This is a genomic window from Pseudoalteromonas sp. CuT4-3 (genome assembly GCF_035666335.1).
GTDB lineage: Bacteria > Pseudomonadota > Gammaproteobacteria > Enterobacterales > Alteromonadaceae > Pseudoalteromonas > Pseudoalteromonas atlantica.
Window position 1 is genome coordinate 494592 of record NZ_CP142030.1, and the last position, 19403, is coordinate 513994.

The window sequence follows — 19403 nt, forward strand, 5'->3', positions numbered from 1 at the left end:
AAGTTACTTAATCTGAATACTAGTTAAGAAAATTATTACCCAAAGTGCAGGTTACTTAAGGTTCTAATCTAAAGTCGCCACCGGCATTTACAGCAGGGTTATTAATTTCACTAAGGCTAAAATCACCCGTGATGGTATCTATGTCATTTAAAAACACAGCATCAATTTGGCCAGTTGCTTTATTGTTGTTATGAGAAGCAAATGTAACGGCTAAATCTAGTTTGGTTAAATCAATTAAGCCGCTGTAAGCTGCGTACCAGTTGCCGCCAGCATCATTAAAGCTAATTTCTCCATCGGGAACTGTGCCGTTATCAAAATCTACCGACATAGACATAGAAAAATCACTGACTTCTCCTAGGCTCGACGACACATCAAAGCTGGTTGCTTGGTAATTAAAAACACCTTGGCGCTGCGCGATTTGGTCAATTAAGGTTGCATCATTTACCGCCTGAAATTGCTGCTGAGCATAAACATCAGTTATTGATATATCGGCATCTGTCGTTTTTTCTGAAGTATTGTTTTGTACTATTGATTGCTGCTCTGTTGGTTGCTCAGCACTTGTGTCATCACTAATAGTCGCTATGGTTTGGGTAAAAACAGCAGGTGCCTGAGTTGTTTTAATCACGCGCCCTAATGAGGTAACCTGCGCAAAAGAAAAAGGCTCATTACTGCCAAGGGATACAACGCTTTGATCTTCTAGTGTTAAATCTATTGCGCCATCCCAAACAGCTACATACATATCACCATCTATAAGCTGTAGTTCAAAATGGGTACCGCGAATACCAATTGATCCAACCGGTGTTTTAACACTGTACGCGCCACCATTTTTTTTAATAACACCCGAAATAGAACGCAGCCCGCCTTTTATTAGCTCAATAGAGGCAGAGCCTTGCTGAGTCGTTGTATTAAATTCATAGTTAGCAATATTTAGCTCAGAGTTTTCTTTTAATGCAATTAAGCCGCCATCAGACATTGAAAATTGCGCTTTGCTTTTTTCGCCAGTCGTTATTTTATCAACGCCATATACCGTGTCGCGTCGCTTAAGTGTTCGTTGTTGGGCGGATTCGGCATCTGTAGCAAGTACAGCGCCCCGAGCTAAAATAGTTTTTCCTGCAACAGTTGTGCTCGCTTGAGAATAAAAACTCACACAAAGTAAGGTGGTTAATACCGGAATTAAATGTTTCATAAGTACCTTAATTAGAATGAGTAACTTGCGCTTATATTGGTATCAAAGCGATCGTATTCGAACAAAGAAATATCACTGGTTTTGTCTTGATAGTTCAATGCTAATTGCAACGCTAAACTTTTATTAACTAAGTAGCGTAACGAGCTAGAAAGTATCAATAGGTCATCGCTTCGCTCTTGAAGAAATAGCGGGTGCTCATCCTGATATTCAATCCATTGATACCCTGTTTGTGCAGAGACTTGCCATTGTTGGCTAAGTAATGCATTTATTTGGTAATAAATTCCGCTAATGCTTCTTGCATTAAACTCACCTTCGTCAATGTTAGCGCTTTCATTTTTAAAGTTTGCGCTAACGCTTTGGTACCATTTTTGAGATAGATAACTTGCACCTATATTAAGAGTGTAAAAGGAGTTATCTAGTTTCTCGTCAAATGTATTATTCATAAGGCCAATTGATAGCGCTCCAAATACACTTAATTGTTTATTAAATTGGTAACTAGCTCCACTTGTTAATGATGACTCGGTTCTGTATAGCTCGCCATCTAACAGTAAAGGCGTAATACCAGCTTGCAAATACCACAGGGTGTTATCATTTAACTTTTGTTGGTATCGACCTGATATATTGGTATTAATACGGTCATATTCAGATAGCTCATTAAATTTATACCAATCGGTATTTACACCTAAAGCAAAAGAGCTTCGCTGATCAATGGGGTGAAAGTACCGCCCTTTATAATTTAGCTTTATATAATTATCGTCAGTGCTTTTACTTTCGGGTGATAGTAAAAACTCACCCAAATTAGGGATTAAAATTGTATCCTCAGAGGTGCCTGCATTAACGTTACCATCTACACCATATGCAAGCTCAATGCTCTGATCATATGTACGCTCTGTTAAGCGCTGCTTGTGCTGTGATGTTGCTAATAAAGAACGAGCCGCTTTTTTTACACCCTCTGGTGAAGTATCAGTATTAATTAATACATTCGCTTGAGCGTTAGCTGCAGGTAAATTATTGGCAGCAATATAAGATTTTACTAAATATAAACGTGCCTCATACCACTGTGGTTTTGCTTCTATTACTCGCTCAAAAGCAAATACCGCCGGAGCAGAAAGACCAGAATTTAGTGCTGAAACCCCAAGCAAGTAGTCAAAATCAGGTTCGCCCAAATATTTATAGTGTTTTTGACTGCTTTTGTACGCTTCATCAAATTGCTTTTGCGAAATTAAATATTGCAGTTCACCAAGTAGCTTTACATAGGAAATATTATTTTGGGCTTTTGCATTCAAGCTAGCAAAAGAAAGGTAACCAAGTAATAAAATAAAAATAGCGTGTTTGATCATGCTCGTTAGAATATCCCAAGAAGAAGTGGTGGTTTGCTAATACTAAATGCTATTAAACGTTAATAAGGTAACACTTTCTGTTTATATGTAAAGTATATTGGTGCATTATTGTGCGATTGTAAACAGCAAACTAATTTAGTATCTGATCAAGTAAGGTATTAGGTAAAGTAGGATAGATGAGCAAATTTAAATTTAAAAACGAACTGGGGATAAAACAGGAACAAAAGGAAAAGAATGGGGCGATTGACGGGGCTTGAACCCGCGACAACCGGAATCACAATCCGGGGCTCTACCAACTGAGCTACAACCGCCACTACACACCTCGTTTGGTGTGGCGCGCATAATACATAATATTATAAATGTTGTGAAGCCTAAAATTAAAAAAAATCAAAAAAAATAAATATTTCATAAAATTGCCTACTATCAGTAAAGGTTCATAAAGAGTGTGTAGCGTAATAGCGCTGACAATAAAAACTATTTTGTAGTGATAATTTACTATTTGATGAGAATGAAATGTAAATTAATGTATACTCACTTGCGGGAAATTGCTTAATAAAAACTATTTGGAGTTACTATGGATTCAATACTTACTTGGCTAAACGAAAACTCAGGCCTAATTTTACACTACGGTATTCAAGCAGTTATTGCGCTTGTTATCTTTTTACTTGGTAGCCGTATTGCCAAGTTTTGTGCAGGTTTAACAGAAAAAACATTCGATAAAAAGAAAGTTGATAAAGCTGTAGGCTCATTTGTATCGAGTATAGTTTATGCCATCGTATTTGCTGCCACTATTTTAATGGCACTTTCGCAAATCGGTATAGAAACAACCTCGTTTATTGCTATTTTAGGTGCGGCTGGCCTAGCTGTTGGTTTAGCGCTGCAAGGTTCGCTGTCTAACTTTGCATCTGGCGTACTTATTATATTGCTTCGTCCATTTAAATCTGGTGAGTTTGTTGAAGCTGGCGGTAAAATGGGCACAGTTAAAAAAATTGATATATTCTCTACAGAGCTTCGCACTCCAGATAACAAAGTAATTATCGTACCAAATTCACAAATTATGTCTGGTGCAATTACTAACTTCTCGCGTGAGTCTACTCGCCGTATCGACTTAGTAATTGGTGTAGGCTACGATGCTGACTTACGTAAAACAAAAGAAGTATTACAGTCAGTACTTGACTCAGAGACTCGTTTACTTAAAGATCCAGCATATACTGTTGCAGTTTCTGAACTTGCAGACTCAAGCGTAAACTTTATTGTGCGTCCTTGGGTAAACTCTGGTGATTACTGGCCAACGTACTGGGCATTATTAGAGAACATTAAAATTGCATTAGATGATGCAGACATTACAATCCCATTTCCACAAATGGATGTACATTTACACAAGCAAGACTAATACAAATCCGCAATAATACTTAATCATTTTGCGGGGTTAAACGTGTCGCTATCTGCGTTAAAAATTCTCATTTAGAACAACTAAATAGCGAATTTTTTGCCTGGCTATCAACACGTTTTTCCAGCCTCGAAATAGATTACTTAATTAAGCGAATTAGTATAATTTTTAGGATTAAATAGGTTATTTTTAATGAAATTAAAGCTTTTAACACTGTTAGTTGCAGCGTCTGCTGCAACTAACGCATTCGCTGAAGACGCAGAGAAAAAAACGTGGGAAGTAACAAGCGAGCTAGGTGCTATTGTCACTAGTGGTAACACTGAAACTACAACATTAAAAGGCGGTTTAAAGGTATTACATCACCTAGAAAACTGGAATAATGAGTACAAAATCGACGGCATCTATAAAGAAGATGAAGTAGAGGATGACAACGGCGACAAAGACAAACAGCGTACGAACGAAAAGTACTCTGCATCTGCGCAAGGTAATTACAAATTAAATGAAAAGAACTCTCATTTATTCATTTATGGTTCACACGTTTCAGACTACTTTGGCGCGCATAGAACTGAATCTGTAATTTCTGCGGGTTACGGCTTACGTTTAATTGACCAACCGGATATGTGGTTGAATGCAGAGTTTGGTCCGGGTTACAAATTTTTTGAATACTCTGACGACAGCACGCAAGTTGATGACGACGGTAACCTACTTGCAGGCGAAAGCGACAGTGAAATAATTGCTTTAGGTAAACTTGATTACAACTGGCAGATTTCAGACAGTGCACGTTTTACTCAACTTGTATCGGTTGAGTACGGTGATTCAAACACCAAAACGCGTTCAGAAACTGCATTGCTAGCAAAAATAAATGGCTCGCTGCAAATGAAAGTCGCTTTTAATGTCACCAACAACTCAGATGTTGCTGATGACGAAGAAAGCACAGATACAGAGACGTCATTAACGTTAGTTTACAGTTTTTAACCAAAAAACGTATTTAATGACATTTAAGTGACATAAGGGACGAAAGTCCCTTTTTTATTTGTTTTGATTTAATGTATTATAGCCACCAATTTTGGTTGTAGACCTAGGGATATACCTACTCGTGAAAGTTTTTATACAATTTTTTAGTGCTTTTATTCTAGTTTGTAGTTTTAGTGCGATGGCTTTTACGCCAACAGCCTCTCAAATTGAGCAATTTAAAAAATTGCCAAAAGCCCAACAAGAAGCCCTAGCAAAACAATACGGTGTAGATATTGCTACGATTACCGGCGCTAATCAATCGAGTAATGAAAATACAAAAGAGCAGCAGCCTACAATCGGCGAACGTGAAAAACTAGAACAAGAACAAGAAGATTTAACTGACGAAGAGCGCTTTAAACCAAAAACAGAAGAATTAAAACCTTACGGCTACGAGCTTTTTGCCGGTGAACCCACCACATTTATGCCAAGTGAAAATGCAGCCGTACCTGACACTTATATAGTAGGTCCTGGGGATCAACTAAAAATTAACTTTTACGGAAAAGAAAGCGATAGTTTTGATGTAACTATTGACCGTGAAGGACGAATTAGCATTCCCGATTTAAGCCCTGTAGAAGTCGCAGGTTTAACTTTTTCCGAAATTAAAGAACTAATAAAAGTAAAAGTTGAGCAAGAAGTCATCGGTGTAAAAGCCTTTGTATCACTGGGCCAACTGCGTAGTATGCGCATACTTGTATTAGGTGAAGCTTACAAACCAGGCAGTTACAGCGTTTCGTCTTTAACAACCGTATCACATGCTTTGTTTGTAAGTGGTGGTGTGTCTGAAATAGCTTCACTGCGTAACATAGAAGTAAAACGCGCTGGTAAAACAGTAGCTAATTTCGATCTTTACGATTTACTAATCAATGGAGACAGCAGCAACGACATAGTATTAAAGCCTGGTGATGTTGTTTTTGTGCCACCAGTCGGTGCCCAAGTTGCTGTAGATGGCTTAGTTAAACGCCCTGCAATATTTGAACTTAAAAAAGGCGAAACAGCTAAGCAGTTACTCACTATGGCAGGGGGCCTAAAAGCCGGTGCTTATGCTAAAAATGCCGTGGTAGAGCGTTTCAATTTTGATCGTAAAGAAGTGCTATCAGTAGACTTTACTAAGCCACAAATTAACTACATCCCGCAAGATGGCGACCGTGTACGCTTTAATTCTGTTAGCTCACAATACCAAAACTCTATTAGCTTAATTGGTGCTGTAGCGCGCCCGGGTAATTATCAATGGTATCAAGGTAAGCGTATTTCTGATGTTTTAAAATCAGTACGTGGCGACTTACTGCCACAAGCAGATTTAAGCTACGGCCTAGTTATTCGCGAAATTAACATAAATGGTGATATAGAAGCGCACCAGTTTGATGTAGCACAAGCCATTATTAAAAACCCTGAAAACAATTTAGCATTAAAAGCTAATGACAAAATCATAGTATTTAGCCGTTTTGAAGAAAAAGAAGCTGAAAAATCAGCACTTGCTAATATGGCGTTGAGTCAAGAGCAGCAAGAGCAGCAGCTTAAAGCTGAGCAATGGCATACGTATCAGCAAAAAGAGTTTGAAAAATACATCGGCATAAACCAAGAAGAAGAGGAATTTCTTTTTGAAGAAAATAAAGCCATTACCATCGCCGAAATTTCAAAACGTAAAGCAAAAGAAGAAGCCGAGCTTGAGCTAAAACCTGAAGATTACGCCTTATTTAGCCGTCATAACCTTTTAGCCCCGATTATTGCCAAATTTAAGCAACAAGCCTCTGTTGATCAGGCTATGCAGCTAGTAGAAATTAGCGGCAATGTTACATTTCCAGGTGTTTACCCTTTAATGGTAGGCGGTGATGTACGTGATTTAGTAACCGCTGCAGGTGGCTTGCTAGAGTCTGCCTACGTAAAACAAGCCGAAATTACGCGTATTGTTGCAAGCGATGCGTCTAAAATAGAGCACTTGCGTTTAGACCTTGAAAGTGCGATGCGTGGAGATTTACAAAGCAACATTACATTGCAAAGTAAAGACAGCATTAACGTATTCGCTATCCCAAATTGGCAAGAAAACGTAAAAGTAGAGCTTAAAGGTGAGTTAAGGTTTCCTGGTACATACACAATTCGCCGCGGCGAAACACTAACAGAACTATTAGAGCGCGCTGGAGGCTTTTCTGAGTTTGCTGAACAAAAAGCCGCTGTATTCACCCGCGCTTCAATTAAAGAACAAGAGCAACAACAGCTAGCCCGCTTATCAACCGAGTTACGCCGTGACATTGCATCAAAAAGCTTTCAGAACTCTGTAAGTAGTAACACGCTTACATATGATGAAATGAATAAACTATTAAATGATTTAGCAAGTGTTGAAGCGGTGGGGCGTTTAGTTATCGATTTACCACTGATTGTTGAAAACAAGCAAAACCTAGTCCTTCAAGACGGAGATGTTTTATATGTACCCAGCAAGCGCGATTCAATTAGCGTAATAGGTGAAGTTAATTACTCTACCTCTCATTTATATAAAGCCGGTATAAGTGTTGATGAGTACATTGATTTAAGTGGTGGCTTAAAAGATCGCGCTGATGAAGACAGTATTTACATAATTAAAGCAAATGGCTCAGTAAAAATACCAAACACCGGTGGCTGGTTTGCTGCTAATAACTCAGAGCAGCTAGAACCTGGCGATACAATAGTAATACCTATGGATGCAAGTCATATGGACAAACTAACGCTTTGGAGTACTGCAACGCAAATTGTATACCAATTAGGTGTAGCTGTAGCAGCTATAAGCGGTATCTAATATTTATAGAGGCGTCAGGAAAGTAAGTGCTTTATTTACATTGCGTTTTCTTCCTAGCGCTTCGGTATACTCCCTAGTTTAAAGTGCACTTGTAGATGTAGTATTAAACCGCGTAAATGTAAAAGTAGGCGGTCTATTTGTAGTTATTGGTGGCAGGTAGCACGAGAAGCTCCTAGCTCTAGAAGAATAACTTGATGTGATATTCATGTTGTACAATTTTAATAGCTGATAGCTAAACTTATGAGATTTAAATGGAAAACAACTCAAATAACCTAAAGCAAGCAAATGGTTCAGTGACTGATGATATTGCCAATGATGAAATAGACCTTCGTGAACTATTTACCGTTATTTGGCAAGGCAAGTTGATAGTTATTGCTTTAACTATTTTATTTGCTGTGGCATCAGTTTTTTACGCTATTAGTCTTCCGAATGTTTATAAATCTGAAGCGTTATTGGCACCAGCAGAAGCTCAGCAGCAAGGTGGTTTAGGCGCATTAGCTGGCCAATTTGGTGGGCTTGCTAGTTTAGCAGGTGTTAACTTGGGTGCCGGTGGTGGGGTTGATAAAACGCAATTGGCGCTTGAAGTACTTAAGTCACGCAAGTTTAGCAGCGAATTTATTCAAAAGTATAATATTTTACCCAATTTAATGGCTGCTAAAGCTTGGAACCGTGAAACGAATACCATTGTTTATGATGAAGAGCTTTATATTGCAGAGCAAAATAAGTGGATACGTGAAGTTAAAGCACCTTTTAAGGCTGAGCCATCAATGCAAGAGGCTTATAAAGAGTTCAGAAAGATTGTTAATGCAAACTTAGACAAAGAAAGTGGAATGATAACGCTTGCAGTTGAGCATGTATCACCTTACGTAGCACAGCAGTGGGTAAAGTGGTTAATACAAGATATAAATAAAACCATGAAAGCACGTGATGTGTTAGAGGCTAATAAAAGCACTGAATTTTTAACTCAGCAATTAGATCAAACAAAAATTGCTGATATACGTGCCGTGCTATACAAATTAGTAGAAGAGCAAACAAAAACCATTATGTTCGCAAATGTTCGGGATGAGTATGTATTTAAAACAATAGATCCAGCATTAGTTTCAGAGGAAAAGTTTAAGCCCAAACGTGCACTTATTTGTATATTCGGTACTTTATTAGGGTGTTTTATAGGGGTAACAATCGTACTTATTAGGCTTTATTTCCCTAAAAGTAAGTAAATAGGTTAAATGTTACTGAATCTCTTTATTAAAGATTATTTTGAGTATTACTCTATAAATTTAAAACGATATATTAGAGAAAATAATATTGGTTAAAATTAAAGATCTATTACATTATACAACTGGTCCAGTAATGAGTGCATTTTTAGGCTTACTAATTACTCCTTTATTAGCATGGACCTTTGCTATGGAGGATGTAGGTCGGGTATCTATATACCATTTGATTTGTAATTTAGTTGTAATGGTTTTTACTCTTGGATTAGATCAGTATTACATGAGGGAGTATTACAAAGCTGAGAAGGTCAGCTTGATGATAACCTGTATTATGCCGGGGATCATTTCTCTTGGTATATTTAGTTATCTTTTTTATGCGTATAGAGTAAGTATTTTACAATATCTTTTTGAAATTAGTAATGATGCAACTGCAATTATTATAATTTCGTCATTTATTGTTACTCTAATTAATCGGTATCTTTCATTGAACCTTAGAATGGAAGGTAAGGCACTAAAGTTTTCTTTTTCTCAAATAATACCAAAGTTAGTCATTTCACTAGCTCTTATAAGTATACTGTACTTAGAGGATGTTATGTTTGATGGCCTTTTATATGTATATCTTTTATCTAATATTGTATTACTGGTTTATTTACTTATAGAAAATTTTAAAATTTATAATTTTCTAAATTTATTTGAAAAAAATAAATTTAACTTCAAAGATTTAAAAGATGGTTTTAGCTTCGGATTGCCCCTTATTTTAAGTGGCTTAGCATTTTGGGGGTTGACAAGTATTGATAAGTTAATGATTAAAGACTTATCTTCCTTAAATGAGCTGGCTTTATATAGTGTTGCTGTTAGTTTTGCATCGGCTGTAGTTATAATAAGATCTGTTTTTAGTACTATATGGGCACCGGCTATTTACAAAAACGAAGACCACCCAGATATAGAGAAAAACATTAGGTCGGTTGTTAGTTTAATGGGTGTGGTTATATTTTATCTATTTTGCATTGTAGGTATTTTCTCGCCATTAGTAGCAATTATACTTCCTGATAATTACGAACTGGTTTCAAGTATAATTATTTGCTGTGTTGGATATCCGCTTTTTTACACGATGTCAGAAGCTACATCTATGGGTATCAATGTAAAGAAAAAAACGTATTATTCTATGCTTGTGTCAATACTGACTTTAGGTGTTAATTTTGTTTTAAACTATCTTTTAATACCTTTTTTAGGTTCGGGTGGGGCTGCTGTAGCAACGTTGATCTCGTTTTATATTTATTATGTATTTAGATGCGAAATATCTTCAAGAATTTGGATCTCGTTCCCTAGATTTAGACAATATTTTGAATTTTTAATTGTAATTTTACTATGTACATTACAGGTGGTTTTTCATGACTTTCCACCACTTTCGAAAGCTCTAATTTGGTGTACAGTATTAGTTTTTTATACTTTCTTTTATCGCAGCTATTTATATTTACAATACTCTAAGCTAACTAAATTATTAAAGAAGAGGGTAAAAGTGTGAGTGTTTTTTTTAAACACCTTCGTGCATTGCTGAAAATGCCATTTTTAGTTAATAACATGAGCAATGTTATTAAACTCGAAGCCAAAAAGGTGCAACTAGATTTAGCTGACTTCAACGAGTATAAAAGGTTTGCAGACATAAGGGATAAAAGTGTAATTGTATCGTTCACTACATATGGAGAACAGATTCATGAAGTTCACTATATAATAAAGTCAATTCTATCACAGACTATTAGACCTAATAAGATTGTTCTGTGGTTGGATGAATCCGAATTTTCAGAAAGTGATATACCTTTAACGCTATCGAGCTTATATGAATTCGGGCTGGAAGTTGAGTTTGTTTCTAATATTAAATCTTATAAAAAGTATATTCCAACTGCAAAGAAATACCCAAATGACATTATTATAACTATAGATGATGACTTTATTTACCCACAAGACATGGTAGAGGGTCTTCTACGCGAGCATTTAGTGTTACCTAATGTAATACTGGGGACTAGAGCGCATAGAGTTAAGTACAATAAAAAAGGAAAAATACTTCCATATAACAAATGGGAGTATGAAGCTAATAGCTTTTCTTTGAAGGAGGATGTATTTTTAACTTCCGGTGCTGGCATGCTTTTCCCTCCTGGCCTGCTGAGCAACGAAGTTTTTAATGAAAAAGTATTTATGGAGTTGGCTGATAGCGCTGATGATATATGGTTTAAAGTAATAGCCCACATAAGTGGAGTAGACTGTAAAAAAATTAATGATAAGCGAGATTGGCCCACTAGATACCTTCAATTAAGCACTGGCTACAACCAATCACTAAGCTCTATGAATGTAGGGAAGGCTAGAAATGACACACAGTTGTCTGCTCTATTAAATTTCTACAATTTAAATTCTCTAAGACGATAAAGTCTATTGTATTAATCTTATATTGCTTTATATGTTTTCTCGATTGAGAAGTTAAGTCTTACCTCTTTTTATGTCTAGCTTATGTAAGAGATATAATGGTATTAGTTACCTTAAGTGTATTGCAATATGTTACTGAACATCAGTTTTATTTAAAAGGTAAAGAAAAAGTTCATTGGGTACATTATATAAACTTCAAGAAAATTGAGGTTATATATGTATCATGCTCGAATGATTAAAAGAGAGTTTCTGAATTTTTATATAAAAAATCACTATTATTATATTTATATATAAATAGTAGTATAGAAAAAATAGGTATTAAATGTTGGCAGAAATAAGATCGTTATGGATAGGTGGTGCTTTATCTAGATTAGAAAGAGTGTGTTTAACCTCTTTTTTACGTGCAGGGCATAAGGTGTATTTGTATACCTATGATGAAGTATCAAACATACCAGATGGTGTAGAAGTGCTAGATGCTAATGTTATACTGCCAAAAAATAAAGTTTTTACTTACGGGTCTGTGACAGGTAAAGGCAAAGGTAGTTATGCTGGATTTGCAAACCATTTTAGGTACGAAATGCTCCTAAAGTGCAGTAATACCTATTGGGTTGATATGGATGTTATTTGTTTGTCGCCTTTTTATATTAATGACGAATTAGACTTTGGCTTTGAAAACGAAACCTATATCAACAATGCTGTAATTGGTACTAAAAGCGCAGGTAACAAGCTTTTCTCTAACTTAAGTAAATATTGCGATAACCCTTTTCAATTTACACGCTGGGATACATTTAAATTCTTAATAAGAAAACTTATTGGTAGAACTTGGGGGCGAGGAGATTTTTCATATTTGCCATGGGGTATTACAGGGCCCAAAGCTCTTACTGGTTTTGTAAAGAAGGGGGGGCTATTAAACTATGCAGCTTCTGTGCAAAAATATTACCCAATTTCATCGGCGGACTGGAAGAAAATTTTCTTTGCCAGTGACGAGCACATCAATTTGGATGGGGCTCAGGCTGTCCACCTTTGGAACGAGCAACTCCGAAGAGATAATTTAGATAAAAATACAGTATTTGATAAAGAGTCTTTATATGAAAGGCTTATTTCAGATCTGAAGCTTGATGAATAGTGTTTTCCGATAAATGATTTATCTTATACTTGTTGTCGTACTTACACTTTTTTCGTACTCATCTATAGCAAAAAAAGATTACAGCCTTTTAGGCTATTTTTTAGTACTGATACTTGCTTTGTTTGCAGGGCTTAGGCATGAAGTGGGGGCTAAGCCAGATTGGGAAGTGTACCATCAAGTGTTTTACGACGCTCCAGAGTATATTTCTAACTTATTTATCTATTTTTCTGATAATAATCGCTTAGAAAAAGGTTACTTAACTTATAACTTTATCATTCACTCTATCTTTGATGATTTTAATTTTTTTCTCGTTGTTACAGCACTAATCACAATAGGTCTAACTTACAAGAGTGTATCTATTTACACTCCTATGACTATCTTCGCACTACTAATTTATATGCGTTATGGTTATTTTCAATTTAATATGATGTTCCTAAGGCAAGGTTTAGCTGTCGCGATATTTCTATATTCAATACAGTTTATAAAATCTAGAAATGCTTATGCTTACTTTTTATTAAATTTAATAGCTATTACTTTTCATGTGAGTTTGATTTTAGTTTTCCCTTTGTACTTTTTCATTAATAATAAATTTAAACCGCACGTTTTCATATCTATTTTAATTAGCGCGCTATTTTTGCAAGGCATTAATGTAATTAAATTGATAGCGGATGTTTTACCTAACTCTAATATCATATTTTACGCGTTTAAGTCTTATGTATCTGCTGGTGAGCCAAAGCCATTTTCTTTCTCATTTATAGAAAAGCCGTTAATGTTTTTTATTTTACTTTATTATTATGAGAGGTTAGCAAAAAGGTTTGAGTACTTTGAGCTATTCTTTAACCTTAGTTTTGTTGGGCTTATCTTAAGTATATTGTTTATGCAGTTTGAGGACTTAAGTGATAGGTTTGTGATTATTTTTAATATATCAAATATTGTGCTTTTAACCTATTTAATGCGGGTGTTCAAAGGTGAGGGTAAATTAGCTTACCTATTTATCATATCCTTAATAATTATGTTCTTTGTTTTTAAAATGACTAATTCAGAACAATACATACCCTATAATATTTTAGGACAAATTAATCTCTAATAGTAAGGCCTCCATGTTAACAATTGCCATATCAACAGTTGCAGCTTCTTTAAATAAGTTGACAGAATATCTTCAGACAAATATTGATAAAATAGATCATAGAGTCAATTTTTTAATATGTTCACAACGAGAGCCTACTAATACTGTAACTCAACTATCAGAAAGGGTTAAAGTAATAAAAACGACTGAATCTGGGTTAAGTCGCAGCCGAAATATGTTGCTTACGAATAGTCAGAGCAAATGGCTGTGGGTACAAGATGATGATATTGAGTTAGAATTTGATGCTCTTCAGCAGTTAGTAAATATTCTTCAAAACTCTAATGATGACCTTCACTTTATTAAAGTAAAGTCATTAGAGAATCACAACGATTTTTATAAGAATTATGCTTTTCATAGCTCACATAAGCTGACAAATTCTTTAAAGATATCATCTATTGAAATCATTGTAAGTCGAGAGTTCGTCAATGCTAAAAAAATTAAGTTCGATACTAACTTGGGTTTAGGCACAAAGCTTCCTTGCTGTGAAGAAAATAAATTTATATTAGATTTATTTAAGGCTAATGCAAAAGTAAGCTATTTAGATCTAGCCACTTGCTATCACACAACTAATATAGAAAGTCGAGATATAGATCATGCTGGTCGATTCTGTGCTAGAGGATACTTATTGCGCTTTTATCCTTTTTATATACGTTTTGCGCTAATGCTACGGTGGGCAATAAAAATCCCAGCGGAGTTATCTTTTTATGAAAAAATGAAACTGATGTTAAAAAACTACATTATAAAATGATTATTTCATTTCTAGAGCTTTAATCTAAGGTTTATCTCTATATACTATGCAGAATTTTTTACCGATAAATCTTAGTCAAATACACTATTAGAGTGTTTTGCAAACGAAGAGTTAAATATGCACCTTATTTCGATTATTACGGCGACTTATAATTCTAGTGCAGAATTGCTAAAAACTTATGAGTCCATATCATCGCAAACGCTTAATAATTGGGAATGGCTAGTAACTGATGACTGCTCATCTGACTCAACATATCAATTGTTGCTTGAAATATCCGAAAAAGATAAAAGGGTAAAAGTTTATAAAAATGCCGTTAATTCAGGTGCAGCCGTCGCTCGTAACAGCTCATTAAGCCATGCTAAAGGCGACTATATAGCGTTTATTGATAGTGATGACTGTTGGCTTCCTAATAAGCTTGAAAAGCAGGTTGCCTTTATGGGGGATAACATCGATTTTTCTTTTACTGCTTATACCTTAATTGATCATCGTGGGGAGTCAATAGGTAAAACTGTAGATGCAACGCAAGCTGGCTTTTTTACATATGAAGACATGCTAAGAAAAAAAGCAACCTTAGGTTGCTCTACTGTGATGTTAAGGCGTAATGCTTTTTCTGATATTACTATGCCATTATTAAGAACAGGGCAAGATTATGCAACATGGCTAAAGTTATTAAAATCAGGGAAAAATGCTTACCTTTTAAGTGAGGTGTTAACGTGTTACAGAATAATGCCTAACTCAATTTCGAGAAACAAAATAAAAAAGGCTAAGCGGCAGTGGCAAATTTATCGTGAAGTAGAAAGCCTTCCTTTCATAAAAGCTGTTACATGTTTTACCTTTTATGCATGGAGAGCTCTGTTTCGCAAGTCGTGATACCTCTAGAAGCCTAGGTAACTGAATTTCACTCTTAGAGTCGGTTTTTAAGCTTACATTTCTATTCAATGCGTGTTCAGAGTTCAGCTATACAATAGAGGAACAGTGTATTGCTAAACAAAGAAATGAATAATAAGATCTGCCTAGTGTGCATCCATGTTAAGGCACAATTATTTCATTTTTACTAATTATTGTTTAGAAAGGCTATAAATAATTTATAATGCTTAGATGCGTTACTAGCCGACTTTAAAAAAAATAAAAAACAATACTTTAAGTTCTTTTTTCACCAAGGTATGCGTAAGTGTATTTAGTAAAATTCTAACTTTAGCTGTAATTGTTAAAATAAATTCAGAAAGCACACTTTTAAGTTGGAAGGTGCTTTAATTAACTGAAATAACACAGATTAAGTTAACTATTAGCTAGTTAACACGGAAATTTATATGATTTTAGATCTTCTATTCACATTTGTTATTGCATTCGCAATGCTATTCTTAATGCGTAAGGTAGCACGCAATATTGGACTTGTGGACATTCCCTCTGGCAGAAAAGCCCATACAGGTAATATCCCCTTAGTTGGTGGAGTAGCAATATGCATAACAATTGTTCATTACATTTATTCTCACCCAGGCATGATCAATCACGAAAACCTCTTTATGCTTTGTATCACTGCACTTACAGCGATCGGTATGCTTGATGATAAATATGACTTAAGCGTTAAGTTTAGGATCATCGTACAGACGGCTATCTCTATCGTTATGATTTACTTTGCAGGTGCTCAGATGCAATCTTTGGGTAATATGTTTGGGATTGGAGATGTTATTCTTTCATGGCTTGGGCCTGTGATTACTGTATTCGCAGTGATTGGCTGTATTAATGCATTTAATATGGTCGATGGTATCGATGGACTTCTTGGTGGGTTATCAATTGTTACATTTGGCAGCATAGCTATATTACTATCTTGGTCGGGTGAGCAAAAGCTTAGCTATTTATGCATCTTACTCGTTGTGACAATGATCCCATATATTTTAATGAATTTAGGCTTGGTTGGTCGCAAACGCAAAGTGTTTATGGGGGATGCGGGCAGTATGATGATCGGTTTTACTGTCATTTGGTTACTGATTGGAGCAAGTCAAAACCCAGGTAGCCCAATGATACGCCCAGTTACAGCTTTATGGCTAATAGCTGTGCCACTTATGGATATGGTTGCGATCATGATACGCAGAATTAAGCAAAAAAAATCCCCGTTTAAGCCAGACCGGGAACATCTACATCATATTTGTCAGAGAATAGGCTGCTCTCCAATGCAAACATTGGCGCTAATTTGTTTAATTGCTTCAATATTTTCTGGAATTGGAATGCTGGGAGAGGTGTATAATATTCCAGAGTATTATATGTTTTATAGCTTTCTAGTCGTATTTAGCCTTTATCTATACGCCCTTGCAAATTACTGTAAAGTAATTAATTACATAAGGTGTAAGCTAGGGCTCTCTGAAATTACAATACAGCAATAACCCCCTTATAAAAGGCCTTTGAATATATAGCTCTATATGAATACCTTTAAGCCCAAGTGACACTTAAAATAAAGTGCTACTTGGGTTAGACCTTTATCAACAGTCATCATGGTTTTTTCACTGCAGAGCTTATATCTCCTTCCAACCCCAACCTCTTCCCCTAACAACTTTTTATACTTATTTGCTAAAAGTATGTACCTATGCGCTAATGATAATACGTGTACCATCTAGTCAAAAATAAACATAAATAGACTTTACTGGCAGCAGCAATAAAGTTGAGCTTGCTTCGCGGTATAAAGTTAATCTTATACAGGACAGTACTTCGTTATATAGGTTATTATTGAAGGCGCTGTACTTTCTATCGCTTACTTAACCGCTCTTAGTTTTATAGTGCACCTGTCACACATACAGTAGCATTAATATATACTAGCTTTTATATTTTTGTATGTGGGTGTGGGTGTGGGTGTGGGTGTGGGTGTCGGTGAGGCTTATAGTTCGTACAATTGTTAGGTAAATAATGGTGTGCAGTAATAAGGCCTTTAATTCAAAATCAAAGCTGCGAGAGATCATTCTCAGGTACGAAAATTATTATTCGAAGCGCTTATTGTGTTCCACTAATAGGCAATATATGCGACCTTAACTGAAAAGAAAACAAGGTAAGCAGAGTAACGCAACTGCTTTACCTAAAGTAAATTGCTTTTGAGCTAATCTAAAATTTAAATATCAGGGATTTCATGAAGTATTTAGTAACAGGGGCTGCGGGTTTTATCGGCGCAGTAACATGTCAAAAGTTATTAGCAGCCGGGCACATAGTTGTTGGTATTGATAATTTAAATGATTACTATGATGTAAGTTTAAAATTAGCCCGCTTAGACTTATTCAAAGAGCACGGTAACTTTAAATTTGTAAAGCTTGATATAAGCGAACGTACGCTTATGAGTGAGCTGTTTAAAGCTGAGCAATTCGATAAGGTAATACACTTAGCTGCACAGGCTGGCGTTCGTTACTCAATTGAGAATCCAGACGCATACGCCGACTCAAACCTAGTTGGGCACTTAAACGTGCTCGAAGGGTGCAGAAATAATAAAGTTAAGCACCTTGTTTACGCATCATCTAGTTCTGTATACGGGCTAAACGAAAAAACACCATTTGAAACAACAGACAGTGTTGATCATCCTGTGTCGTTTTATGCTGCTACCAAAAAAGCCAACGAATTAATGGCACATAGCTATTCACATTTATATAGCTTACCGACTACAGGGTTACGCTTTTTTACAGTTTATGGACCTTGGGGTCGCCCAGATATGGCTCCATACATATTTACTAAAAAAATCTTAAACAACGAAACTATCGACATTAATAATAATGGCGATATGTGGCGTGATTTTACCTACATTGACGATATTGTTGAAGGCGTTGTGCGTGCGGCAGATGTAGTACCAGTACCAAAAGCCGATTGGAAAGTAGAAACAGGTTCGCCTGCTACAAGCTCTGCTCCGTATGCCGTTTATAATATAGGCCATGGCAGCCCTATTAATTTAATGAAATTTATAGAAGCTATAGAAAGCGAATTAGGTATTGAAGCTAAAAAGAACTTCCGTGAAATGCAAGCTGGCGACGTTTATAAAACCTTTGCAGATACACAAGACCTGTTTGCTGTCACTGGCTACAAAGCAAAGGTAGGTGTTAAAGAAGGCGTAAGCGAATTAGCCAAATGGTATAAAACCTTCTACTCGTAAAATATCACCGCAAAAGCAAGCCTAAACCCTGCGCTTAATATAAGGTTTAACCTTGGCGTAGGCGTCTTGCTTGCTGGCGCACTAAAAGCGAAGCTTTTACGTATTTACCAATTTGCGTGAGCAAGCTTCACGCCTACAACAAAACCTTAAACCCACCTTTAATGTTAAGGTTTAACTCCCGTAGGCGTCTTGCTTGCTGGCGCATTAAAAGCGCAGCTTTTACGTATTTATCTATTTACCTATTTACCCAATTGCGCGAGTAAACTTCACGCCTACAACAAAACCTAAACCCACCTCTAATTTTAGGGCTTAATCACTCGTAGGCGTCTTGCTTGCTGGCGCATTAAAAGCGAAGCTTTTACATATTTGCGAAATTGCGTGAGTAAACTTCACGCCTACAATAAAATCCTAAACCCACCTTTATTTCTAATGTTTACCACCCGTAGGCGTCTTGCTTGCTGGCGCATTAAAAGCGAAGCTTTTACAAATACACACAATTCCAATACGGATATTTGCTTATGTTGTTTACTAATCCCGCGCGTAAAGGGTTTGCTACTATATACCTAGCTTGAGCTATTAAATCTTCATCATCTCTTATTTTGTGGTCATAATAATTTGATTGCCATATCTTTCCGTCAGTTTCGTTATATTTATTAAATCTATAAGTTGTAATGTTCTTAAACTTTCTAACTAGGTTTGATAGTTCTGGGCTACGATTTAATTGTAAAAGCCAATGTATATGATCAGGCATAATTACAAAGCAAATAGTGTTAAGCGAATTACTTTTGGAAAACACAGTAAGCTCTCTAGCTATCAACCGTGCATTTAAATAATTAGCAAATAATGGCTTACGAAAATCACAACATAAAGTTATGGAGTAAAAAGTATTAATGGTAGGGCACCTACCTTTTAAACGTTTTTGTGTGTTAACCATATAGTTTTATTCCCTTTTTAAGT

15 protein-coding genes and 1 tRNA gene are annotated in these 19403 nt (G+C 35.9%); 12 read left to right on the forward strand and 4 right to left on the reverse strand.

Annotation, left to right across the window (positions count from 1 at the left end):
* Positions 1 to 55 precede the first annotated feature (55 nt).
* From VOI46_RS02170 to VOI46_RS02180, 3 genes are all read right to left on the reverse strand, one after another.
* A complete protein-coding gene (locus tag VOI46_RS02170; protein ID WP_024032474.1) occupies positions 56 to 1186 on the reverse strand; it encodes a FecR family protein in 1131 nt (376 codons plus the stop codon).
* Positions 1187 to 1197: 11 nt separating this feature from the next.
* Positions 1198 to 2526: a hypothetical protein gene (locus VOI46_RS02175; protein ID WP_324738140.1), complete on the reverse strand. Its 1329-nt coding sequence runs from the start codon at positions 2524 to 2526 to the stop codon at positions 1198 to 1200.
* 235 nt (positions 2527 to 2761) lie between these two features.
* Positions 2762 to 2837, reverse strand: a tRNA-His gene (locus VOI46_RS02180).
* 263 nt (positions 2838 to 3100) lie between these two features.
* Here VOI46_RS02180 and VOI46_RS02185 point away from each other — a divergent pair.
* From VOI46_RS02185 to VOI46_RS02240, 12 genes are all read left to right on the forward strand, one after another.
* Entirely contained in the window at positions 3101 to 3919 is an 819-nt protein-coding gene (locus VOI46_RS02185; protein WP_282337630.1) for a mechanosensitive ion channel domain-containing protein, read from the forward strand.
* A 189-nt stretch (positions 3920 to 4108) separates the two neighbouring features.
* Positions 4109 to 4891, forward strand: a complete 783-nt coding sequence (locus VOI46_RS02190; protein WP_324738141.1) for a DUF481 domain-containing protein — start codon at positions 4109 to 4111, stop codon at positions 4889 to 4891.
* 178 nt (positions 4892 to 5069) lie between these two features.
* Positions 5070 to 7697 carry an SLBB domain-containing protein gene (locus VOI46_RS02195; protein ID WP_324738142.1) on the forward strand — a complete coding sequence of 876 codons (2628 nt, stop codon included), beginning with the start codon at positions 5070 to 5072 and terminating at the stop codon, positions 7695 to 7697.
* A 251-nt stretch (positions 7698 to 7948) separates the two neighbouring features.
* Entirely contained in the window at positions 7949 to 8914 is a 966-nt protein-coding gene (locus VOI46_RS02200; RefSeq protein ID WP_324738143.1) for a Wzz/FepE/Etk N-terminal domain-containing protein, read from the forward strand.
* Positions 8915 to 9002: 88 nt separating this feature from the next.
* Positions 9003 to 10433, forward strand: coding sequence for an oligosaccharide flippase family protein (locus tag VOI46_RS02205; RefSeq protein ID WP_324738144.1), 1431 nt, complete (start codon positions 9003 to 9005; stop codon positions 10431 to 10433).
* Complete coding sequence (locus tag VOI46_RS02210) at positions 10430 to 11329, forward strand: hypothetical protein (RefSeq protein WP_324738145.1); 900 nt, start codon at positions 10430 to 10432, stop codon at positions 11327 to 11329. The genes VOI46_RS02205 and VOI46_RS02210 overlap by 4 nt, the downstream gene beginning before the upstream one ends.
* Before the next feature lie 319 nt (positions 11330 to 11648).
* The gene (locus VOI46_RS02215) at positions 11649 to 12452 is read left to right on the forward strand and encodes a hypothetical protein (RefSeq protein ID WP_121636921.1); all 804 of its coding nucleotides are present in this window, start codon (positions 11649 to 11651) and stop codon (positions 12450 to 12452) included.
* Positions 12453 to 12465: 13 nt separating this feature from the next.
* Complete coding sequence (locus tag VOI46_RS02220) at positions 12466 to 13539, forward strand: EpsG family protein (RefSeq protein WP_121636922.1); 1074 nt, start codon at positions 12466 to 12468, stop codon at positions 13537 to 13539.
* A gap of 13 nt (positions 13540 to 13552) precedes the next feature.
* The gene (locus VOI46_RS02225; protein ID WP_324738146.1) at positions 13553 to 14326 is read left to right on the forward strand and encodes a glycosyltransferase; all 774 of its coding nucleotides are present in this window, start codon (positions 13553 to 13555) and stop codon (positions 14324 to 14326) included.
* Between the two features lie 117 nt (positions 14327 to 14443).
* Positions 14444 to 15196, forward strand: a complete 753-nt coding sequence (locus VOI46_RS02230; protein WP_121636924.1) for a glycosyltransferase family 2 protein — start codon at positions 14444 to 14446, stop codon at positions 15194 to 15196.
* A 440-nt stretch (positions 15197 to 15636) separates the two neighbouring features.
* A complete protein-coding gene (gene wecA, locus VOI46_RS02235) occupies positions 15637 to 16707 on the forward strand; it encodes a UDP-N-acetylglucosamine--undecaprenyl-phosphate N-acetylglucosaminephosphotransferase (protein ID WP_324738147.1) in 1071 nt (356 codons plus the stop codon).
* A gap of 734 nt (positions 16708 to 17441) precedes the next feature.
* Positions 17442 to 18446, forward strand: coding sequence for an NAD-dependent epimerase (locus VOI46_RS02240; protein ID WP_324738148.1), 1005 nt, complete (start codon positions 17442 to 17444; stop codon positions 18444 to 18446).
* A gap of 481 nt (positions 18447 to 18927) precedes the next feature.
* On the opposite strand, the gene VOI46_RS02245 is transcribed toward VOI46_RS02240, so the two are convergent.
* Positions 18928 to 19380, reverse strand: a complete 453-nt coding sequence (locus VOI46_RS02245; RefSeq protein WP_324738149.1) for a transposase — start codon at positions 19378 to 19380, stop codon at positions 18928 to 18930.
* Between the last annotated feature and the right edge of the window lie 23 nt (positions 19381 to 19403).